Source organism: Marinomonas sp. IMCC 4694 (assembly GCF_008122525.1).
In the GTDB taxonomy this organism is placed as follows: domain Bacteria; phylum Pseudomonadota; class Gammaproteobacteria; order Pseudomonadales; family Marinomonadaceae; genus Marinomonas.
Genome location: NZ_VSRV01000001.1, coordinates 3,071,035 through 3,093,148 on the forward strand (window position 1 = coordinate 3,071,035; position 22,114 = coordinate 3,093,148).

At 47.4% G+C, this 22,114-nt stretch carries 23 protein-coding genes; 12 read left to right on the top strand and 11 right to left on the bottom strand.

Features of this window, described 5'->3' with window-relative positions; all coding sequences use genetic code 11:
- Nucleotide 1: 1 nt before the first annotated feature.
- Together FXV75_RS14065 and FXV75_RS14070 are read right to left on the bottom strand one after the other, a co-directional pair.
- Entirely contained in the window at nucleotides 2–577 is a 576-nt protein-coding gene (locus FXV75_RS14065) for a TRAP transporter small permease (protein ID WP_262368565.1), read from the bottom strand.
- A 70-nt stretch (nucleotides 578–647) separates the two neighbouring features.
- Nucleotides 648–1,640, bottom strand: a complete 993-nt coding sequence (locus FXV75_RS14070; RefSeq protein ID WP_148834380.1) for a TRAP transporter substrate-binding protein — start codon at nucleotides 1,638–1,640, stop codon at nucleotides 648–650.
- Between the two features lie 275 nt (nucleotides 1,641–1,915).
- Here FXV75_RS14070 and FXV75_RS14075 point away from each other — a divergent pair, with 275 nt between their 5' ends.
- The 3 genes from FXV75_RS14075 (at nucleotide 1,916) to FXV75_RS14085 (ending at nucleotide 4,748) form a co-directional block, all read left to right on the top strand.
- Complete coding sequence (locus FXV75_RS14075; protein WP_262368566.1) at nucleotides 1,916–2,644, top strand: FadR/GntR family transcriptional regulator; 729 nt, start codon at nucleotides 1,916–1,918, stop codon at nucleotides 2,642–2,644.
- Nucleotides 2,645–2,723: 79 nt separating this feature from the next.
- Nucleotides 2,724–3,857 carry a mandelate racemase/muconate lactonizing enzyme family protein gene (locus FXV75_RS14080; RefSeq protein WP_148834382.1) on the top strand — a complete coding sequence of 378 codons (1,134 nt, stop codon included), beginning with the start codon at nucleotides 2,724–2,726 and terminating at the stop codon, nucleotides 3,855–3,857.
- Between the two features lie 39 nt (nucleotides 3,858–3,896).
- Nucleotides 3,897–4,748: an amidohydrolase family protein gene (locus FXV75_RS14085; RefSeq protein WP_148834384.1), complete on the top strand. Its 852-nt coding sequence runs from the start codon at nucleotides 3,897–3,899 to the stop codon at nucleotides 4,746–4,748.
- 43 nt (nucleotides 4,749–4,791) lie between these two features.
- Here the strand turns inward: FXV75_RS14085 and FXV75_RS14090 are convergent, their stop codons facing one another.
- The 7 genes from FXV75_RS14090 to ligA form a co-directional block, all read right to left on the bottom strand.
- Nucleotides 4,792–5,547 carry a TSUP family transporter gene (locus FXV75_RS14090; RefSeq protein WP_148834386.1) on the bottom strand — a complete coding sequence of 252 codons (756 nt, stop codon included), beginning with the start codon at nucleotides 5,545–5,547 and terminating at the stop codon, nucleotides 4,792–4,794.
- Between the two features lie 271 nt (nucleotides 5,548–5,818).
- A complete protein-coding gene (locus tag FXV75_RS14095; protein WP_148834388.1) occupies nucleotides 5,819–7,123 on the bottom strand; it encodes a TRAP transporter large permease in 1,305 nt (434 codons plus the stop codon).
- Nucleotides 7,120–7,626 (bottom strand): TRAP transporter small permease, encoded by a 507-nt coding sequence (locus tag FXV75_RS14100; RefSeq protein WP_148834390.1) that lies wholly within the window; start codon nucleotides 7,624–7,626, stop codon nucleotides 7,120–7,122. Before FXV75_RS14100 ends, FXV75_RS14095 begins: the two co-directional genes overlap by 4 nt.
- A 4-nt stretch (nucleotides 7,627–7,630) precedes the next feature.
- On the bottom strand, nucleotides 7,631–8,611 hold the full coding sequence (locus tag FXV75_RS14105) for a TRAP transporter substrate-binding protein (RefSeq protein WP_148834392.1): 981 nt from the start codon (nucleotides 8,609–8,611) through the stop codon (nucleotides 7,631–7,633).
- Nucleotides 8,612–8,736: 125 nt separating this feature from the next.
- Entirely contained in the window at nucleotides 8,737–9,186 is a 450-nt protein-coding gene (locus FXV75_RS14110) for a nuclear transport factor 2 family protein (protein ID WP_148834394.1), read from the bottom strand.
- Nucleotides 9,183–10,784: a class III extradiol dioxygenase subunit beta gene (locus tag FXV75_RS14115; RefSeq protein WP_148834396.1), complete on the bottom strand. Its 1,602-nt coding sequence runs from the start codon at nucleotides 10,782–10,784 to the stop codon at nucleotides 9,183–9,185. Before FXV75_RS14115 ends, FXV75_RS14110 begins: the two co-directional genes overlap by 4 nt.
- A complete protein-coding gene (gene ligA / locus FXV75_RS14120) occupies nucleotides 10,784–11,191 on the bottom strand; it encodes a protocatechuate 4,5-dioxygenase subunit alpha (protein WP_148834398.1) in 408 nt (135 codons plus the stop codon). Before ligA ends, FXV75_RS14115 begins: the two co-directional genes overlap by 1 nt.
- A gap of 183 nt (nucleotides 11,192–11,374) precedes the next feature.
- Here ligA and FXV75_RS14125 point away from each other — a divergent pair, with 183 nt between their 5' ends.
- The 4 genes from FXV75_RS14125 to FXV75_RS14140 all read left to right on the top strand — a co-directional run bounded on the left by FXV75_RS14125 (nucleotide 11,375) and on the right by FXV75_RS14140 (nucleotide 14,253).
- Complete coding sequence (locus FXV75_RS14125; protein WP_148834400.1) at nucleotides 11,375–12,592, top strand: LysR substrate-binding domain-containing protein; 1,218 nt, start codon at nucleotides 11,375–11,377, stop codon at nucleotides 12,590–12,592.
- A 454-nt stretch (nucleotides 12,593–13,046) separates the two neighbouring features.
- Entirely contained in the window at nucleotides 13,047–13,331 is a 285-nt protein-coding gene (locus tag FXV75_RS14130) for a type II toxin-antitoxin system RelB/DinJ family antitoxin (RefSeq protein ID WP_148834403.1), read from the top strand.
- Nucleotides 13,318–13,587 (top strand): type II toxin-antitoxin system YafQ family toxin, encoded by a 270-nt coding sequence (locus FXV75_RS14135; RefSeq protein ID WP_148834405.1) that lies wholly within the window; start codon nucleotides 13,318–13,320, stop codon nucleotides 13,585–13,587. Before FXV75_RS14130 ends, FXV75_RS14135 begins: the two co-directional genes overlap by 14 nt.
- A gap of 63 nt (nucleotides 13,588–13,650) precedes the next feature.
- Complete coding sequence (locus tag FXV75_RS14140; RefSeq protein ID WP_148834407.1) at nucleotides 13,651–14,253, top strand: LysR family transcriptional regulator; 603 nt, start codon at nucleotides 13,651–13,653, stop codon at nucleotides 14,251–14,253.
- A 24-nt stretch (nucleotides 14,254–14,277) separates the two neighbouring features.
- Here FXV75_RS14140 and tnpC read toward each other — a convergent pair whose 3' ends face one another.
- Nucleotides 14,278–16,071 carry an IS66 family transposase gene (gene tnpC / locus FXV75_RS14145; protein WP_187424900.1) on the bottom strand — a complete coding sequence of 598 codons (1,794 nt, stop codon included), beginning with the start codon at nucleotides 16,069–16,071 and terminating at the stop codon, nucleotides 14,278–14,280.
- On the bottom strand, nucleotides 16,068–16,367 hold the full coding sequence (gene tnpA, locus FXV75_RS14150) for an IS66 family insertion sequence element accessory protein TnpA (RefSeq protein WP_148834408.1): 300 nt from the start codon (nucleotides 16,365–16,367) through the stop codon (nucleotides 16,068–16,070). The genes tnpC and tnpA overlap by 4 nt, the downstream gene beginning before the upstream one ends.
- A 251-nt stretch (nucleotides 16,368–16,618) precedes the next feature.
- Here tnpA and zapE point away from each other — a divergent pair, with 251 nt between their 5' ends.
- The 5 genes from zapE (at nucleotide 16,619) to FXV75_RS14180 (ending at nucleotide 22,071) form a co-directional block, all read left to right on the top strand.
- Nucleotides 16,619–18,088 (top strand): cell division protein ZapE, encoded by a 1,470-nt coding sequence (gene zapE / locus FXV75_RS14155; protein ID WP_222863143.1) that lies wholly within the window; start codon nucleotides 16,619–16,621, stop codon nucleotides 18,086–18,088.
- Nucleotides 18,089–18,200: 112 nt separating this feature from the next.
- Nucleotides 18,201–18,425: a type II toxin-antitoxin system ParD family antitoxin gene (locus FXV75_RS14160; RefSeq protein ID WP_148834410.1), complete on the top strand. Its 225-nt coding sequence runs from the start codon at nucleotides 18,201–18,203 to the stop codon at nucleotides 18,423–18,425.
- Nucleotides 18,422–18,691 carry a type II toxin-antitoxin system RelE/ParE family toxin gene (locus FXV75_RS14165; RefSeq protein WP_148834412.1) on the top strand — a complete coding sequence of 90 codons (270 nt, stop codon included), beginning with the start codon at nucleotides 18,422–18,424 and terminating at the stop codon, nucleotides 18,689–18,691. The genes FXV75_RS14160 and FXV75_RS14165 overlap by 4 nt, the downstream gene beginning before the upstream one ends.
- A gap of 697 nt (nucleotides 18,692–19,388) precedes the next feature.
- Nucleotides 19,389–20,363 (top strand): IS5 family transposase, encoded by a 975-nt coding sequence (locus FXV75_RS14175; protein ID WP_262368615.1) that lies wholly within the window; start codon nucleotides 19,389–19,391, stop codon nucleotides 20,361–20,363.
- Nucleotides 20,364–20,760: 397 nt separating this feature from the next.
- Nucleotides 20,761–22,071 carry an ABC transporter substrate-binding protein gene (locus tag FXV75_RS14180; protein WP_148834416.1) on the top strand — a complete coding sequence of 437 codons (1,311 nt, stop codon included), beginning with the start codon at nucleotides 20,761–20,763 and terminating at the stop codon, nucleotides 22,069–22,071.
- Nucleotides 22,072–22,114 lie beyond the last annotated feature (43 nt).

Here is a 22,114-nt window from a genome sequence, read left to right on the forward strand (position 1 = left end):
GTCACTGGTCTCCCTTTACATTAGAAGATAATGGATCAGCGGCGGATGGATTCCTTATAGAAGCCTCAACAAACAACGCTTTCGTGCTGGTGACAATACGATGTCCAGAAAATAGACAAATTAAGACTCCAGACGCCACTACAGGAAAATAGCGAATGCCATCACTAACGCCCAGGAGAGGTATTTTTCTAAACCAAGCAAAATCAACAAGCTCATGGCCGTAGATCGCCATCGCAAAACCAAAGGTAAACAACGACATATCAATAATAATATCGACGATTTGGCTGACGCGTTTTGAAACACACAGCGACAGCATATCCACACTTAAATGGGTGCGCTCATGAATGCCCACCGCCGCCGCCAAAAAAGTAATATTGGTCACTAAAAGCAAGGCCATTTGCTCAACCCAAGTTGGCGTATCGTTTAACACATAACGACCAAATACTAACCAACCAAAACTGGCCACCAGCACAACCATAAAAACGCCGGATAACGCCGTGGCTAAATACGCCAACACATCCAGAAAAGTCTTCACAGGAGTCTGTTTTGAAGAGGAAGAATCCATCAGGCTACTCATTAATTAAACACCATCGAAATGTGCCTACGCTGTGCATTCACAGAGTAGGCACGACCTTAAAGACAATAATTTATTGAGTCTTTTGGATTTGTTCGATAAAGGTTTTCAGTGAAGGGTTGTCTTTAACCGCTTTCGCGTAGACCGGTTTCATGGCATCTTGAAATGCAGATTTGTCTTTAATTTCATTAAACTGTACGCCTGCCGCTAATACTTTTTTACGGCTCTCGGTATCACGCTCAGCCCACAACTTACGCTGTAACACGGAACTGTCACGAGCTGCTTTTTTCACCGCCGCCTGATCATTTGACGATAAACCATTCCATGTTTTCACGTTCACACACAAACACTCTGGCAAAATCAAATGCTCTGTTAACGAGTAATAACTCGCCACTTCAAAGTGATTACTGGAATCGTAGGAAGGCCAGTTATTTTCCGCGCCATCCACCACGCCGGTTTTGAGAGACTGGTACACTTCTGAGTAAGCCATTGGCGTTGCATTGCCGCCCAGCGCCTCTACCATGCCTACATACAGCTCATTGTTCATTACACGGAACTTTTCACCCTTCATGTCGGCTGGGGTTTTGATCGGTTTAGACGTATTGTAAAAAGAACGGGCGCCACCGTCATACCAAGCCAATGACATAATGCCTTGTTTCGCCATCGCATCACTCAGCTGATCGCCCACAGGGCCATCCATAACACGGTGCATATGATCAAGGTTTTTGAAGATAAACGGCAAAGAAACCACATTCACTTCAGGCACGGCATCCCCCATTGGCCCTAAATTAAAACCAGCAAACTGAATACCGCCCACTTGCAACATTTGAATGGCATCCGATTGGCTACCTAAAACAGCACCATTGTAGACACGTCCGCTCACACGACCTTCTGTTGCTTTGTTCGCGTCTTTAATAAAAGACTCCATAGCAACCGTAACAGGGTAATCCGTATTATGAATGTTCCAGCCCTTCCAATCGGCCTGAGCCATAGAAGAAAACGCCATAGTAGAAAACGCCGTCGCCATTGCGAGGGCAACGCCCAATTTTTTAGTAGGGAATGTCATTGTTATCTCTCCGGTTTTTTTTGTTTTTTTTAAAAGCCTACCCAAATGCCATCTGCTCACCTAACAGGTCAACAGCCTTCTCTAATGAGACTGGCATCATTCGACCCTTTTATTTGTAGCACATGATAAGATGACATTTCAATAGTCATACTATGATTATCAAAATAATCTTACCGATATTCATATTTTTACTCAGCGCCTCTCTCTGCATGTGATACATTGAGCAAAATTAAAAAACAAGACGCGACACAACGCTTTACCGAATAGGCCACACGATGATGCCACCACATAAAAAAACCCGAACCAGCCTACCGCAGCAAACGGCCGTCAAACTTCGTGATCGAATTTACGGGGAAAGGATGACCCAGGGCGACAAACTGCCCACAGAACCGAAACTGATGGCCGAGCTTGGCGTCAGTCGCACGGTGTTGCGAGAAGCTATCGCCACCCTTAAAGCAGAAGGCTTAGTGGAGGCCAAACAAGGTGTGGGCGTTTTCATTGCAGAGCCCAAAAAAGAGTTGCCGTTCCTTTTAAAACAAAGCACTCAAACACTGACCGACACCATAGAATCCTTGGAATTAAGGGCCGCAGTAGAGCTTGAAGCCGTTGCACTGGCGGTCGTTCGCTGTTCTCTCGCACAAGAAGCCGATATTTATCGCTGTTTTGACGCCTACGAGAAAAAGGTCAATAACGGCGAGAGCGCAGAACAAGAAGACTTTGAATTCCACTTGTCCATTGCCAGAGCGACCAATAACCAGCACTTCGTTGATTTTTTGGAAGTACTAGGTAGACGTACGATTCCGCGCGCACGCCTAAGAGAAGAAGCCGGGCTACCACGAGACCCAGACATCGACAAATCGCTCAACAACGAACACAAAGCCATTCTTGATGCCATCGTTGCACACGATGTAAAAGCCGCCCAACAAGCCGTTCGAGACCACTTGCAAAATGGCTGCGAACGTTATCGTAAACTCATGCGCGAAATAGAACGCAGCAAGTCATAGTATGAATATGTAGTTTTTATGAGATGAGTTGTGATACTGTCAGTGGATCAAGAATAAAAATCAACCACAGGTATTTAAGATGAAAATCACACAAATCCTCACTCATCACCTTAGTCATACGCTTGAGAAGCCTTTTGAATCCGCCTCTATGCGTTTCACTTCTCGCGACCATCTTTTACTGGAAATCCACGGCGATAATGGCCTCGTTGGCTGGGGAGAGTGCTTAGGCAATCGCATCGTCAACGACGCATTTATAAAAGCCATGACACCCCTTTTGATCGGCAAAAATGCCCTCGACATCGAACCCATTTGGTTGATGCTCTACAATACGTTTCGCGATCAAGGCCAACGCGGCGCTACGATCAATGCCATCAGCGGCATTGACATAGCACTTTGGGATTTGGCAGGAAAATATCATCAATGCCCCACCTATCAGTTAATGGGCGGCGCCTTCCGCACTCGCATTCCAGCGTATGCTACCGGTGGCTTTAGGATGATTGATGAAGACCGAATTGATAGCCTCGTTAAAGAAATAGCCGGCTACAAAGCACAAGGCTTTGAAGCTGTCAAAATCAAAATTGGTTTTGGGGTCGAGCTCGACGTAGCGTCTATAAAAGCAGTTCGACAATGCTTGGGAAATGACATCGAATTGATGATAGACGCGAATCATGGCTATGATCACATCGACGCCGCACGCGTAGCCAACCAGGTGGCGGATTGCCAGATTCTCTGGTTCGAGGAGCCCGTCGTGCCAGAAGCGCTATCAAGCTATAACAAATTAAGACACTCACAACCTATTCCACTAGCTGGGGGCGAAACATGGCATTCTCGTTGGGGCATCAACGAAGCGCTCAAACAAAACACCGTCGATATTTTACAACCTGACGTGTGTGGTGTTGGCGGCCTGAGTGAAGCGCGAAAAATTCTCACTCTATGTGATGTATACGGTGTACGCTGTGTCCCGCATGTTTGGGGAACCAGTGTGGCACTGGCTGCGTCATTGCAATTTCATGCCATTATTCCACCTAGCCCACCTTCTCCGGGCACCAGTTCGCCACGTTTTGAGTTCGATCAAACGCATAATCCGTTCCGTTCCAGCATCGTCACGGTACCCTTTGAATTAGATAATGGGCACTTAAACGTCCCCAATGGTCATGGCTTAGGCATCACTATTGTTCGTGAAGAACTCGCCAAACACTCCGTCAAACACTGATTTGATACATGATTATCTGAACAACACTTAGGAACAGCTATGCCTCGTACTCTCACAGGACCGTCGCCATTGATCACGCTCCCCGCCGGCAGCGTCGATACCCACATCCACGTCTATGATGCCAAGCATGCTGGCATGCCAGGCGGCCCAGCCATTCCAGTGGATGCCGCAAACCTAACAGACTACCGACACGTCCAAGCCTGGCTGGGATTGGAAAAAGTAGTCATCACACAACCGAACGCCTACCAGACAAACAATACCTGCTTACTGGAAGCCTTAGACGAACTCGGCGACATAGGCCGAGGTGTGGCCGTCGTCACAACCGACATCGATGATGCGACATTGCAAGCATGGCACGATCGAGGCGTCCGAGGAGCACGCATCATGGAGCTTACTTTGGGGGCCGTTCGTCTTAAAGATCTGCTCGCGGTTAACGCAAAAATCAGACCCCTTGACTGGACGTGCATCGTGCAATTTAATGGCCGCGATATTGTCGATCACAGTCCGCTACTTGAGCAGATTCAAGGCGACTATGTCATCGATCACCACGCCAAATTTTTGCCTCCGGTAACACCCGATTCAAAAGAGTTTGACCAATTGCTGCGCTTAATCGACAAAGGTAACTGTTATTACAAAATCGCCGCTTGCTATGAAAGCTCCGCCACGGGCGGACCCGACTATGATGATATTGCCGCCATGTCAAAACGCCTCATCGACCACGCGCCTGAACGCATTATCTGGGGCAGCAACTGGCCTCATGTCTCTGGCTCACCAACAGAAGCACCAAACGACGTCGCATTGTTGAATACAATAACATCTTGGATGCCAGATGAAAAAACACGCCAAATGATCTTCGTCGATAACCCAAACCGACTTTACTGGCGTCGTTAAACACGCCCACAACAGCCCAAACCTAACCTTAGTTTGGGCGGCTTCATCCCCCTCCTTGCCAGGTTAAGCTCACGCCAGACAACAGTAATAATGAAAAGGCCACGCGACGCATGACTTGGTTTGAGATAGGCAGTGGGTAACGCTTTGCTAGGTACGCTGACAAGGCGACGACGGGGAAGCCAAGCGCGCACAATAATAGGGTGGTGATGTTTAGGCTTTGTGTGGCGCTGATAAAGCCGACTCGTATCAGTCCGGTACAAAAGAAGATCGATAATAAGGTCGCTCGAATTTTCGCTTGAGAATCGGGCTGACGATACATCAAGAAGGTAATTGGTGGACCAAAGGTAGCGAACATTCCGCCCATTAATCCGCCCATCACGCCACTCACTGCAAAGGCGCTTGTTGTGGATGGTGAGCGTGTTTTGTGTGCTTGCAACATCATCACCACGCTACTGACCACCATGCTCACCCCAAGCATAAGCTGCAGTAAGCTCATGGCGTTATCACCCAGATAATGCAGCAGCCAGACGCCAATCATAATCATCGGCAGGCAAGGAATAATAAAGCCAAAAAAAGCACGTAGATTGACTTCACGCCATTGCCCGCCCTGCAAGCCGACGCCGGCATTCACCAAGCTTAAAACGCTCACGGCGAACGCCGTCACTTCAATAGGGGCAAGCCCCAGCGCCGACACACCACTGACCACAATAAGGCCAAAAGCAAAGCCGGTTGTCGCTTGTATATAACTGCCCAATGCAAAAAACAGCAGTAATAAAACACTTGCGCTGTCGATGATCATAAAACACCCTTATTGAATTTGAGCAAACGTATCAAAACGCCCACAGGCGTACCGCCATGCTAAAAAAGTCTTTAGTACGGAGCAAGTTAATCGGGAATAACACCTATGCCATTTCAGGTGGGCGGCCTGCCAGGGGGTAAAAGTGCCATAGAAGAAATCTTTTAATAAGAGGCCGGACAAAACACCTAACACCCTCTCTTACTCGTTCAAAAATAACCCTCATATTGTGGACAATATGAGGGTTAGACGAACGATTTTAATAACACGGCAATCAGCCAAACATGGTATTAGGCAAAAACAACACAATCTGCGGAAACATAATCAGCAGCGCAACAGCCACTATCATCATCAGCCAGAAAGGCAATACTCCGCGAAAAATATCGCTCAGCTCGACGTTCGAAGCGACGGATTTTACGATAAACACATTGATGCCCACTGGCGGCGAAATCAAGCCCATTTCAAGCGTCAACACCGTCAACACGCCAAACCAGATAGGATCGATACCAAGCGACAGAATAATCGGAAAGAAAATCGGCAATGTCAGCACCAACATGGCAAAGCCTTCTAAAAAGCAGCCCAGTACAAGATAAATCGCAAGAATCAACACCAAAGTGCCAATCACGCCTAACCCCAACCCTGACAACAACTCCCCTACCGCCGTTGGAATATGGCTCAACGCCATAAAAGGGTTGATCATGTGCGCCGCTATCAGAATTAACATCACAGTCGCCGTTGTCACGATGGCATCACGAGAAGCATTCCAAAGGTCTTTTAGCGACAAAGAAGATGTGGCGAACCCTACCAATATCACCACGCCAGCCCCGACCGCTGCGGCTTCAACCGGTGAAAATAAACCACCGTAAATACCACCAATAGTCAGTAAAATCACCGCTACTATAGGGCCAGCACCAAGAATCGCTTTGCCCTTTTGACGCCAATTTGTGGCCGGTCCAGCAGGTCCAAATTCAGGACGAAACCAGCAAATAACCATGATGACTAAAATGAATAACATCAGCAACATGATGCCCGGCAAGACGCCGGCTAAAAATAATCGTCCGATACTTTGTTCGGTCAAAATGGCGTAAATCACAAAGCCCGTCGAAGGCGGGATCAAGATCCCTAAGGTACCGCCCGCCGCCACCACGCCAGTAGACAATCGGGTATCGTATTTGAATCGATCCATCTGCTTCAACGCAACCTTCCCCATGGTCAACGCCGACGCCACCGATGAGCCAGACAAGGCCGCAAAACCACCACAACCAATCACCGTTGCCGACGCCAAACCGCCTCGAAATTGGCCGATAATAGCGTAAGCCGCATCGTATAATTTTTGGCTCATCCCCGTAATGGAAGCCACATTACCCATCAAAATAAACAGCGGAATCACCACCAGCTCAGGGGAAGACGCCAAGGTAAAAGTTTCTGACGCCAATAGGCTCAGCGCCGAGCGGCTGCTGTCTAATACCGTAATACCGACAAAACCGACAGAGAACATAGCAAACGCCACGGGCACCCTCAGCACCAGCAACCCAAACATCATTATGATGCCAATAAAGCCGACTAAAGACGCACTCATGCAGCCTCTCCTTTGCGAATGTCACGACCCGACAGGATTAATTCAATCGCTCGTAACGCCATCCCAGCGGCGGTAATCAAAGCGAACACAGAAAGCCCATTCTGAAACCAGGCCTTTGGCAGTCGCAATAAGTTAGTCGACAAATTCAACATCACCGACAGCTTAGCGCTCTCATTAATGGCATAGGCGATCCCCATAAAAATCACCGCACCCAACAGAGCCGCCAAAATATCGATCACACGATTCATCAGCGCAGGATAACTGCGCTCAAACAAATCCACCGCAATGTGGCCGCCTTGGCGATCACACAATGCCATGGCACCAAATACAACCATCACCATACTCATGGTAATAATGTCTTGAGAACCATAGATGGGCGCGCCAAATGCGCGCCCGATAACATCGGCAAGAATGATAACAACCTCAAAAATCAGCCCCAAAGAGCCAACCGTAGCGGAAAGGGCAATCAACCCATCCGCTACTTTTCGCATGGCAATCAACATCGCTTTATTGGCCTTTCATAGCGGCTAATGTGGCCGCACCATCAACGCTTTTCACATAAGACTGCACCACACCAGACACGGCGGCGGTAAACGCCGCTTTCTCTGCAGCGGAGAGTTCCAGTATCGTATTGGCACGGTCAGCACGAGCCACTTCAAGCGCTTTAGCGGCCGTTTGCAACCAAGCATCTTCTGCACTTTTCGATAACCCTAAACCACTGGCGGCATCAATGGCCGCTCTTTTGTCGGCTGACAATCCATCATACACACGGCCGTTCAACACGGTGTAAAACGCCAAACGTCCTAAGGGCGCACCAATTGTTAAAGCGTCCGCCACTTCGTCTAATTTAAAATCTCGAAGTGTCGACGCTCCCGTAATCACCCCATCGATAAGGCCCGTTTGCATGGCGTTATACACCTGACTGATCGGCATTTGTACAGGGGTTGCGCCCAAAGCACTGGCAACTTCTGCTGCGGTTGAACCGGCAACACGTACTTTTAAGCCGGCTAAATCCGCCGGGGTACGAATGATTTTATTGCGCATGATAAAAATATTCGGCTCAGACGCCCACAATGCCAGTGGCTTCACGCCAGGGAACTCATTACTGAAATGCTTGCTATAAGCACGCCATAACGCTTCATAGCCAGGCGTTCCTTCTGGAATAACACCTGGCAATTCAGAAATCATGGTTTTACCAAACTGCGATGACGTATAACCGGGTAAGCCCCACGCCATATCAGCGGCGCCTTGTAAGACTCGAACGTATTGTTCAGCAGGCCCTGCACCCAGCTCACCGCCATGGTATCCGCGCACGGTAAGTGCGCCGTTTGTTGCGGCCGATAGGTCCGTGTTTAACTTCTCTATCACCGAGGCATTGATGGTGTGGAACGGCGGAGTGAAGTTAGCAAATTTCAATTCTTCTGCCATCACTTGGCTCGATAATGCCATGGCCGCTGTGGTTGCGATAATAAGTTTGTTCAATGTCATGCGTTTTCTCCCAGTAGTATGTGAGTGCCTTAAAAAAGGCTTTATTATTTTTGTTTACATTTAACCCGTAGAACCTGGTAACCCCGATTGATTAGTGAGAATTTAACGACGTTATTCCCGTTTCATCAAGCACCTTTGTACTGCAGCTCTATTGAACCCTGACGCTTTGCAATACGCCATTCACCGCTGACGCAGATAATATCATCGATAAAACGACCGATGTAAACATCGGCATTCGCTTGAACCATACTGTCGCAGTGGTCGACTTTTATTTCTCCTGAAAACAAGACCACTCGAGACGTGACTACCGCGCGAAACGCATCAATCACCGTCGTTTCCACATTGGTCAGCGCATGACACGTCTCTTTTGCTGGTCGAGAAGTGAACGAGTGTAGAATCGCATCTCGTCCCTTTATCGGCACAAGAGGTGCGCTAGGACGGTACAAAATACCGTCTTCGGTGTAACAACTCGCCAATGCGATCCAATCTCTTTGATCAAGTAAATTGACCGAACGTGTTACTAACTTTTGGCATTGCCACTCTATTAACATAGCTTCCATTGCGTGATTGCTCATTCTTTACCTGCTTTTTCTAGCCAAACGCGCAATGCCGCCGCCACATTGCCAGGGTCTTCCGCGGGTGCCATATGACCCGCCCCGTTGATGACCACGAGCACGCTGCCGGCGATTTTTCGTTGCATTGCCTGATGCTGAGCCACAGGGCTCCAAACATCGTCGCTGCCAGATAACAGCAACGTTGGCACCGAAATGTGCGCCAGCAGTGACTCGGCATCAGGACGATTGATCAACGCATGAATTTGATGGTTAAAATCGTCCACAGAATAGGACGTCACCATCTTTTTAAGATCTGTCATTAAATGCACATTGCATAAACCGGACTTAGACATCATAGGAAACAGCCAATGAGGCACCAAAGCGGCCATACCTTTGGTTCTGGCAAGGTGAATCAAATGCATTCGACCAGGCACTTCTTTCATGCTTTTCGGGTGAACCCCAGTATTCAACAACGCCAAATGAGTAATACGCTGCGGTGCTAGACGATAGATTTCCAGTGCCACACGTCCGCCCATCGAATGTCCTGCTAGAGCAAAATCCCCGTCGACATTGTCCAACACATATTGCGCCATAAGCGTGAGATTATCAAAGCCTGCAAAACTTATAATCTCAACTCGTGCCACATCAGAAAGCCGTTCAGCAACTTCTTGCCAAATGCGCCGATCACACAACAAACCGGCCAAGCAAACCAATCTAGGACGAGAAGCAACGGGCGCCACGATATTTGCCACCTCCATGTCTGCCTCCTGCTCATGCACGCCAATGGACTCGTAAATGAGATGGCCAAGTGCGGTATTCGACACCGGTACATAATAATGGCGATGTACCTCGTTGACATCATGATCCAAGGCGCCGCGCATAATCAGCCACATCACCATTTCACAACCTTCCGTGCCCGACTCTCGGATGTATTCAACTTGGGAAATCGCCGCTAACTTATGGTAGTCGCTTTTCAAATCGTCCATGAACGCGAGGTCCCACTCTTTGTTTATCAAACCGGCACGTTCGCCAAGCAGCTGATGGCTCATGCCGCCCGTTCCCCACACTTGTACATTGATGTCTTCTGGGTATTGGTCGATGGCCGCTCGAATGGCGTTGCCCAAAGCAAGGCAACGCGCTCCAGTGGGAGACGGATACACCACGGTATTCACCGCCAACGGAATGACTTGGCATGGCCATTCATCTACCTCGCCAAAAACCATCGACAAAGGCACCGTTAAACCATGATCCACGTCCATTTCATTAACGATGGTCATGTCAAAACCCTGTTGTATTAAAGACTCGGTGATGTGCCACGCCAGTTGGGGTGCGCCTTTAACGACAGGCACAGGACGTGCCCCATAGCCTTCATCGGCAGGGCGATATTCTTCGCCGCAGCCAATCGCAAAAGTCGGAATAAGCTTCATATCGAAAGACGTCGCGTGATCGTTGTACACCAAAATCACCACATCGGGTTTCTGCTCGCGAATCCATTGTTTGGTGAACTGAAAGCCGTCAAAGATCGGCGCCCATTTCTCGTCTCCGCTGTCGCCTTTATCAATGATGTGCCCAAGCAAGGGAATATGAGAGGTGCCCAAGCCAGCCGTGATCTTTGCCATTATTCCTTCTCCTCAGATGGGGCCTGTTCAACGTAACGGTTTCCCTCAGGTGAACGGCCACCATTGCGCATCATTTCCAAGTAATCCTCTGGAGATAAATGGGTCATGCTAGACACCGCCGCCGCGACACTCAGCCCATCGGTGGAACTGATTTTGACGAGGTAATAGATGTTGCCGCCAAGGGAGATCAGCGTCGTAAAGTCACGAGCCAATACCGCGTTTTTTTGCTCTTCTGTGAGCGGCCATTGGTCTAAATACGCACGCTCGTCGTGTTTAAACGCTGTACGATTTGAGGCTTGCATGAGGGACATGCAAAACTGATTAAGATGAAAGCCCATTCTGGCCATGTCGCCATCAAACACCGTGGTCCCGGGAATGTTGCTGTAAGGCTTATTGTTATTATTCATGTGTGTCTTACCTTAAATCGAAAACCAGCGTGATCACCACACTGATCTTGTTTCATTAAAAGGTATAGGGAAAAAAGGCGTCTAGCATATGCGTTTTTATAAACATGGAGTAAAATTTGGTTATATCTTAAATTAATCTCTCTCGACACCGGCAACAACAACAACAATAAGAGGAAAACCACAATGAACAACACTATGGTCGATTTCCCACTGACGCTAAAACAATGTCGCGTGATCACAGAGATCATGAAAATAGGCACCGAAAAAGACGCCAGTGTCTCCCTGAACCTAAGCCAACCCAGCGTTTCACGCGCGCTGTCACAGGCAGAAAGTGCGTTGCAAATCCGCATTTTTACTCGTGGTTGGAGCGGCGCTGAGCCCACTTCAGAAGGGGAAGTGGTGATCTCGTCTTGCAATACCCTATTGCAGATGATGGCCGACACTGAGCGCCATTTACAACAAAATGTCAGCAGCTTACTGAAACTCAAAGCCTACGCCGAATGGCGACATTTTATGGTGATTGACGCCGTGGTAAAAGTGGGCAGCGCGTCGGTGGCGGCGCAGACTCTTGGCATTACTCAACCAGCGGTCAGCAAAACCTTAAAAGAAATCGAAAACATGGTGCAGCAGCCGTTGTTCTTGCGTACTCGTCACGGCTTGATGCCACAAGAAGCGGCCAAGCAGCTCGCCTCGCTGTACTTACGAATTTCCCCTGTCGCACAGGCGTTACGGCACACCTTGCAATCACTGCCCAATGAACTGACCGGAAGGTTATCGGTGGGAATGCTGTCGTTTTCTTGCCAAGACATTGTGCCAGTGGCCTTTGCCTCCATTTTCAAACAACATCCGCGCATTCGTCTGCAAGCCATGCAAGGCCCGTATCACATGCTATCCAACGCCCTCAGACAAGGGGAAATAGACTGCTTTCTTGGTCTAATGAGAAAAGGCCCAATTCATCCCGACTTGATCGAATTGCCATTGGTTCGCGCACAATACGCCTTGATCGCCCGAGCAGATCACCCCGTGCATCGTTACGCTAAAACACTGAGTGATCTCACTAATGAACGCTGGATTGTGGCGCGCCACGGCACGCCGATACGAGATTATTTCGAAAGTTTGTTTCACAGCATCGACAACAAACCACCGATCCAAGCACTTGAAATGCTGACCTTTGCCTCGTCTGAAGAGCTGGTGATCCACAGCGACGCCATCGCCTTACTGTTCTACGATGACTGGAACATCCACCAGCTCAACCCGCGTCTCAAGCAAATCCCCATTGAACTGCCCAACCCAGAATGCACCCTCGGCATCACCCTGCACCGCGATCGACAGTCACCACTGATCGACACCTTTATGGACGAATTGACGTTAACCATTGAGCAAAAGTTAGCCTTGGCTTAGCTTTAGCTTCTGCCGAAGGCGGCTGAGTGCCACGAACTAATTAGCAGCTAATTAGGGTCAGATGAATAATACGGAGATTTATTCGCCTGACCCTGCCAATCTTTCAATGATTCTTGGTATAAAAACACCCTTTGTCATTATTTACCGCCAGAGACCGCAAACCCGCTAAAGCCATCCATCGGTAGATACGCCATTGTTAGCAAGGCTAACCAAGGAATCGGTTTTACTGTCTAACGCAAACTGAAAAGTGCTCGACGCTTTTGCATAAGAGTATGGATGTGAACCCAATGTTTGGGGCATAACGCGTTGCTAAGAGGCAAAAAATTGTTGGCTAAAATAAGCGGCGCAGGAGCAAAAGCCAACTGTTTTTTGTCCTTTTGAGCGACTTGTTATGTGCTTTTGCCCGCATTTGTTCTACAATGTAATACAAAGTAAGCAAAATAGGTACTTGAAAATGAAAACAGAAATGCTCACAACACGCATTGATCATGATACAAAGCTAGCTTTTACCCACATTTGTGATGAAGTAGGCTTAAGCCCTTCACAAGCACTTAAACTTTTTGCTCGCGCTGTAATAAATTACGGTGGAATTCCTTTTGAATTGAAAGCAAAACAACCTAATGTTATGACAGTAACAGCTATCCAAGAACTTTCACAAGGTTTAGGAGAGAAATCAGAGAGTGTTACCAGCCTTATTTCAGAGTTAACTGACGGTAAAGTAGTAAGTGTTAATTCTTGATTATTCCTCTCAATTTAAAAAAGACTTTAAAAAAATAACGAAATTACCAATACCTGAAATTATTGAAGTTGGTAATGTTATATCGACACTTCAAAAAAGTTTAATACTTGATGCCAAATATGTTGATCATGCTCTTGTTGGCAATTGGCACGGTTTTAGAGATTGCCACATAAAACCTGATTTGGTTTTAATTTACCGTATTCATGAAACTTATTTACAACTTGCTAGAATTGGAACGCACAACGACGTGTTTTAATAACGCTAAGCACATAACGCCCAATTAAAGTGTGAAGCAAGTTTAATTTTCATCTGACCCTAATTGTTTCTGTCACAGGCAGAAAGTGCGTTGCAAATCCGCATTTTTACTCGTGGTTGGAGCGGCGCTGAGCCCACTTCAGAAGGGGAAGTGGTGATCTCGTCTTGCAATACCCTATTGCAGATGATGGCCGACACTGAGCGCCATTTACAACAAAATGTCAGCAGCTTACTGAAACTCAAAGCCTACGCCGAATGGCGACATTTTATGGTGATTGACGCCGTGGTAAAAGTGGGCAGCGCGTCAGTGGCGGCGCAGACTCTTGGCATTACTCAACCAGCGGTCAGCAAAACCTTAAAAGAAATCGAAAACATGGTACAGCAGCCGTTGTTCTTGCGCACTCGTCATGGCTTGATACCACAAGAAGCGGCCAAGCAGCTCGCCTCGCTGTACTTACGAATTTCCCCTGTCGCACAGGCGTTACGGCACACCTTGCAATCATTGCCCAATGAACTGACCGGAAGGTTATCGGTGGGAATGCTGTCGTTTTCTTGCCAAGACATTGTGCCAGTGGCCTTTGCCTCCATTTTCAAACAACATCCGCGCATTCGTCTGCAAGCCATGCAAGGTCCATATCACAGTAAGCGTCACTGTATCCACCCCTAAAACAACACAATCCGCTCTGTTAACCTAATCCGCTTTTGGTTTATTCCATGGCAAGAGAGCTTCGAGTTTGTCTAGGGTATTAGCGTCGGCGATGTGGTCGAGTAGGTATTGGAGGTAGCTTGAGGGTTCAAGGCCATTGGCTTTGGCGGTTTCTATCAGTGAGTAGCAGGTGGCACTGGCGTTTGCGCCACGCGTTGAATCAGCAAACAGCCCGTTGCGTCGGCCGACAGCGAAGGGGCGGATGGCGTTTTCCGCTAAGGCGTTACTGATGTGGATGAAGCCATGATCACAGTAACCGGTCAAGGATTCCCACTGGTTTAGGGTGTATTGGATCGCTTTAAAGGTCAGTGAGTCTTTGGGAACCTTCGGATGGTTGGTTTCTAACCACGCTTTGAGGTCTCGCAGCACAGGTAGGGCCAGTTCTTGGCGAACGGTGTATTTTTCCTTTTCGCTCAATTTGCCTATTTTACTTTCGATGGCATCGAGAGCACGGATTTTACGGATGGCCACATCCGCTTTTGACGGCTTGGCTTTGTGGCTTTTCCCTTTTTGAGGCGCGGCACCGCGTGCGGCGTCAACAAACTTGCGACGCGCATGATCCCAGCACCCGATTCGGGCGATACCAAGATCACGGCAAACTTGTCCATAGCCGCTGTAGCCGTCCACTTGCAATACGCCCCTAAACCCTTTTAATAGACGTGTGGGTACGTGACCCGCTCGGGTCGGATCATACTCAAACAGCACGGAAGGTTTGTCCGGTGGGCCGCCCCGAGTCACCCACATCCATTTATCACTTTGGGCGGTTTTGCCCATTTCTTTTAGCACCTGGATACGAGTTTCATCCGCTTGGATGTAATGGCTTTGGTTTTGCTGCTCCCGCATCAAGTTTATCAGCGGTTTAAAGACCTCATCCAGTCGGATGATCCAGTTGGCCATATTATTACGGCCAACCTCATGACCAAGACGCGCTAACATGCCGTCTAAACGATAGAGAGGTAACCCGTCTGCGTATTTTGAGGTGATGATGTACGCCAACAATGACGTGGTAGCAACACATTTACCCAACGGGTGCGTTGGCCGATTTGCGGCGACCACTTTATCACCATAAGGTAATTCAAACACCGCCTTTTCTTGCCAGATTTCAATCACGTTGAGCTGAGCCGGGATAAACTCTAACTCTTCTTTCACCTTAGTAAAGAAGGTTTTTGCTGCGCCGGCTTTCTCGTCGTCGCTCAGGCAGATTTCTCGGCGGATTCGGTTTAATGAAGCAGAGAAGCCACGTTGACGCTGACGGGTTTTCTTGGTCTGCGCCAACTCTGGGGTTAATGCGTCTTCTGGGATGTCATCAATCAGGTCGTCAATCGCACCTTCCAACTCGGCTTCATCAAACAGTGAGATCTGAAACGGCTGCTTCTCACTCTTCGCCGCGAAGCGTTGTACTTTTTGCAGACGAATGATCTCTTCAAGACGCTCGATATAGGCGTCACGTTGAGCTAAGACCGAGTCTTTTTGCAACAGCCAATTAATCTGTTCGCCAGTAAGCGACACCAACTCGTCTGAGGCTTTGGGCCATTTAAACTTTTCCTCAGCAAGGCCTTTGTAGTAGAGCACGAAGCCATTGTCTTCCCACATCACGCACTTGATTTTATTACGATGCCGATTGGTAAAAGCATACAACGCGCCCGAAAACGGATTGTGCCCTAGCTCTTGTTCAATGATCACGGCGAGCCCATGAGCCTGCTTTCTAAAATCCACGGGGTCTCGATACAAAAAGATCTGTGGCAAATTTAAAGCGGGACGTAAATAACGCGGCTTCATAAAGCGGCCACTAGGCTGGTCACCAAGGCGACATTAGCCGCATCAATACCGCGAATAACCACCCCATTGGGGAGTAGAATTTCCAGCTCATTAGTCTGGTGAGAAGGCGTCACCAGGGCTACCGACACCAATTTTGATTCGTGTGGTGCATCATTTGCAGAAGCAAATTTCTGCCGCCAATAGCCAAACTGGTGATACACCAGCCCTTCTTGTTCACAGAAGACTTTGGCCGATAACCCAGATAACCGCCATTTTTCGATATGTGCTGCCCAAGTTTGGTTTAATGCTGTGTTCATGTTGATGGCTCCGTTGGTGAATAGACGAAGCAAAGTGTGGTCGGGGTTAAGCGCGAAAACTAGAGGCTCATTTTGTGACGTTTACCTAATAACAAGCATTATTATTCAGTTAGTTATGCTGAATTTGGCGTTCAAGTTGAACGCAAAAACTTGAGTCTCTAATACAAATCTATTTGATCCCCTTACAACAATCTAGCGTACCACATTAGCATGTTGATAAACTCGTTAGTTCGATGATGAAGAAGATGATGATGAAGACGTTAATAGCACAACATCACGTCGCTCGGCGGTGCTTCTCTACAGGCCCTGTTTCAGCGGCTTATGAACTCAAGGTGGACGCTGGAGAAGTGCGACGAGATGACGCTCAAGTCGCTCTGGCGGCAAAATTCGATGCCCTGCACGAGTCTCTTGCCTCGCTCCCACCAGTACCCGTACGCACCGACGATCCTACAGAGAACAGCTGTACAAGCAGAAATCCACTTTTACTGTTACTGGCGCGATCCCTGGCATACGCCCAGTCCTTTCTTCGAAAGAAGTTCCATTTGTGGTTTTGTGGTCCACCGCCGCGAGGCATGTACATTCATGGAACGGCCGGGGTCGGCAAGAGCTTTCTCATGGATCTCTTTTACGCGTCGGTTACTGTTCCTGATGATGATTCTTGCTGTAATAATGACAGCCACAAACACGCAAAGATTACCAAACGCCGCGTCCACTTTCATGAATTCATGCTAGACGTCCATCATCGAATCTTTGTCTACAAACAGAAGCACCCACGAGGTGATGCGACTCCCATCATTGCGCAACAATTGGCACAAGAAGCCCAACTCCTCTGTTTAGATGAATTTCAAGTGACAGACATTGGCGATGCTATGATTTTGAAGCGATTATTTTCACTATTACTGGATTGGAATGTCGTGGTGGTGGCCACCTCGAATAGATCTCCCGATGCCTTGTATAAGGGAGGCATTAATCGATCCCTTTTTTTGCCATTCATTGACATGTTGAAACACACGTCCGACATTATTTCCATGGAGGATTCCAGCAAGGATTATCGACTCGAAAATCGAGCATGTGGTCAATCCTATTTTTGGTCAAACAAGGATGTTCATGGCGATAATAATATTAATAACAACATGCAGGCGCAGTTGGAAGAAATATTTGGTGGCACTGCATCCGGAACTGAGGCCGAGATCATTCCCGTCCTATTTGGTCGCACCGTCCAGGTCGTCCGATTGAATGACCGATGCGCCTGGTTTGATTTTTCCGAGTTGTGCGACCAACCGCTCGGGGCGGCCGATTATATTTTCCTCTGCTGCCGATTTCCGGTCCTCATCATGGACCGCGTTCCCCAACTGGACGCCAATCACTTCAACGAAGCGCGACGATTCGTGACCCTCATTGACGCCTGTTATGAATCTCACACCCGCTTGGTGCTGGCGGCACAAGTCCCGCTCGACGAATTGTTTGTCGATTTTGAAGCGCAAGTCGAAAGCAGTGATGGAGATGAAGAATTGTTTGTCAATGAGAAGGGGGGAAACTCGAGTTCTTTTGCGACGACCATGATTCGCACCAAAGAGGGGAAATATTTCGAGTGGTCAGCGACGGGTCGTGTTGGTGTGTCACTAGCACAATTTTCGGCCGCAAATGATCTCGCCTTTTCCTTTAGACGAGCCGCATCTCGGTTGGGAGAAATGGGTGGAAAGGAATGGGGACGACAATGACAAAAGGTCTTTACATTGCAAAAAAAACACTAAAATGAGTGACACCGCATGTTTTTCGCTCAAATGAAAGAATTTTGGTGCGCTGTAAGCTCTTAATCGCAGCTTCCCTAGCATCACGCTTGGTGAACATTTTGATAGCTTTATCACTAGCCAGGTCCAAAGTGGACGCTATGGTTCAGCAAGTGAAGTGATTCGTTCCGCTTTACGTTTACTTGAAACACAAGAAACGAAAATGAACACCTTACGACAGCTGCTCGTTGAAGGTGAAGAAAGTGGTATGGCAGATTATGACCTCGATTCGTTGATCAATGAACTCGATAACGAAGAGAAAAAATGAAACCATTCCAACTTACCATCAAGGCAAAATCCGATTTGCGAGATATCGCATTATTTACCCAGCGCCGCTGGGGAAAAAAGCAACGAAATATCTATTTAAAACAATTTGATGAATCATTTTGGCTTTTAGCAGAAAACCCCGACATCGGTAAAACATGCGATGAAATCAGAATCGGATATCGTAAATTCCCTCAAGGTAGCCACGTCATCTTTTATCAACAGATCGGCAGTCAACAAATTAAAATCATCCGTATCCTTCGGATGTGAATCCGATACTTGGCGCACAACGCCGCCAGCACGCGCAGCTTTGTAGTGAAGGCGTAGCCGCAACGAAAAAGGCGGCGCCGTGCTTGGCATTGTTAGCCATTATCTTTCAGCCAGTGTTCGAATGCTTCCTTAGAGACCTTCGTCAGCATAGAACAATTCCTTTACAAGAGCTCACCTAAAGGGCGAAACTCCATCGATTAAAAAGGTATCTTTATCTTCGCTTACTGCAGTCAGGGGGCAAAAGAACCTTGGTTATTAATGTCTTCTCTTACTCTTAACCGTCTTTTTGCTAAGCCTTGCGCCAGGACATATGAAACAATATTGCAGATTGAAGAAGGGGTAAACGATATAAAAACAGTCGATTCGGCCTGGGGTTTGAATTGAATTTTATATCAAAGATAGAATTGTTGAGCAACTTAATCCTGCTTACAACTATTACTGCGCTTCTGCTTATCTTAATCGGTAAAGTCATAGAGTTGGCAGGTTATGCAAAGCGCTTTCAGGTAAACACTCTACGTAAGCGAAGAGTTCTGTCACACTTTTACCTTGGGAAACGAGCCATTATGACCCGTTTCCAGATACCCAAAAAGAAATGGCAGGCCGGCATCAGGCAACTCGTTCAGCAGCTAGGGAACATGCGATTAAGTCGGTAACATGAGATAATCTCGCCGACTTAAGACAACTACGACGCCTACCGATCATGAACCAGCTTTCCTTCGCCGACACCGAATTTACCAGCAAACGCCGCAAGACTCGCAAAGAACTCTTTCTTGGTCGAATGGATGAATTGATTCCTTGGCAGCAGCTTGAAGCCCAAATTGAACCCTTCTATCCAAAAGCAGGTAATGGACGTCGCCCATATCCTTTGTCTACCATGTTGCGCATTCACTTTATGCAGAACTGGTACAACATGGGAGACCCTGCAATGGAAGACGCTCTTTATGAGATTACCTCTATGCGGCTTTTTGCTGGGTTATCCTTAGAAGGTGCGATACCTGATCACACAACTATTATGAATTTCAGGCACTTACTGGAAAAGCATAAGCTTGGACGAAAACTATTTAAAGAAGTCCAGAAATGGCTATCAGACTCAGGTATTTACTTCAAAGAAGGCACCATCGTTGACGCGACTATTATTGAAGCCGCTAGCTCGACCAAAAATAAAGCCAAATCACGTGATCCAGAAATGCACCAAACTAAGAAGGGAAACCAATGGTTCTTCGGATTAAAAGCACATATTGGAGTCGATGCTAAACGTGGCTTGGTGCATAGTTTCACCACCACTTCTGCCAATGAACATGACCTAAACCAAATCACTGAGCTCATGCATGGCGATGAGACGTTTGTCTCTGCTGACTCGGGCTACCGTGGCGTAGAAAAACGTGAGGAAACCAATAATAAGACGTTGGACTGGTTGATTGCGGAGATGCCAAGCAAGGTTCGGGAATGGAAAAAGCATCCCCGTATTAACAAACTCCCCATTAAGACTGAGTACATAAAGGCCAGTATCAGAGCAAAAGTAGAGCATCCGTTTCGGATACTGAAGTGCCAGTTTGGCTTCCGCAAAGTGGTCTATAAAGGTCTATCAAAAAATGACAATAAGCTCGCGGTGCTGTTTGCACTGGGAAACATATTGCGAGTGGATCAGATGATAAGGTCTGCACGGGGTTAATCCGTCTTGATAACGGCAGTTGGAGCATTTAAGCCTCCAACTAGGGAATAGACACACTAAAAACCGAGGTTTTTAGTAAATTAAAGAGCGAATCAAGTCAGCTGCGACTTAGTGCTAATAATCTGACTTAATCGCACGTTCCCTAAGGCAACAGCAGCATCGGAAAAAATACTGTGTTGATCAATACGAATCGTTTGGCAGCAATGGCCACTCTCACTTTTTTCAAAATGAATAGACATAGCCGAACATTGCAAAAAACACTCTGCAAAAAAGTATTAGTGATGAGGCGTTAAATATTGGCTGCACTTTTGGGCTTTCTTTAATATCAAGTACAACTTCTGATAACAATCAGAAGTAGGTAACTATAAAAATAACCACTCCAACTGGGAGAAAGCCTATGAAACTTGTTTTAAAATCAACAGTTGCAATTGCTATCGCTGCAGCTTCTATATCTTATTCCTTGGCCGCAACTACTATCACTGTCGCCACCGTAAACAATGGCCACATGATCGAAATGCAAAAACTCACACCTGAATTCGAAAAAGCTCACCCTGATATTAAAGTAAAATGGGTGACTTTAGAGGAAGGTGTTCTTCGTCAAAACGTTACTCAAGACATTGCCAATGGCAGTGGTCTATACGACATTATGACCATTGGGATGTACGAAGCTCCTATTTGGGGTGAGCGTGGTTGGTTAAAACCAATTGATACATCTGGCGCGTATGATGTTGACGATGTATTGCCGGCCATTCGTGATGGTTTGTCTTACAAAGGCACTATGTTTGCTGCACCATTCTATGGTGAAAGCTCAATGGTCATGTACCGTAAAGACCTTGCTAAAAAAGCCGGTGTGACCATCAGTGACCGCGACAGCTGGGATCACATCCGTGATGCAGCCGCCGCAATGAACGATCCAGCTAATGGCGTATATGGTATCTGTCTTCGTGGTAAAGCAGGTTGGGGTGATAACATGGCCTTCCTGTCAGCTATGGCAAACTCTTTCGGTGCACGTTGGTTTGATATGGACTGGAAACCTCAGCTAAATTCTGCCGAATGGAAAAACGCCGTAACCTTCTATGTTGATTTACTCAACAAGTATGGTCCTCCAGGTGCTAGCTCAAACAGCTTCAATGAAAACCTAGCGTTATTCAACGAAGGCAAATGCGGCATGTGGATTGATGCTACTATCGCAGCGTCTTTTGTTACCGATCCTAAGCAAAGTAAAGTCGCTGACCAAGTTGGCTTTGCACAATCTCCTTATGCAGTAACCGAGAAAGGCGCTAACTGGTTATGGTCTTGGGCATTGGGCATTCCTGCTGCCACTAAGAAAACAGATGCAGCACAAACATTTGTTCGCTGGGCAACCTCAAAAGAGTACATCGAGTTAGTGGCTAAAAATGAAGGTTGGGCCTCTGTACCAACAGGTACACGTACATCCACTTATGAAAATCCTAACTTCCAAAAAGCCGCAGTCTTTGCTAAAGCCGAGCTAAAAGCCATTAACTCTGCTAACCCAAATGACAGCACGCTAAAACCTTCTCCATACGTGGGCATTCAATTCGCGGCCATTCCTGAGTTCCAAGCTATTGGTACAACAACAGGTCAAATGGTATCAGGCGCCTTGTCTGGCTCAATGTCAGTAGAGGAAGCGTTAAAATTAGCCAATACTGGTGCAGATCGTCAAATGCAACAAGCTGGTTATTACTAACGATGAGAACCTCGGCGTGAATTAGTGTTTTCCTAATCTTTTT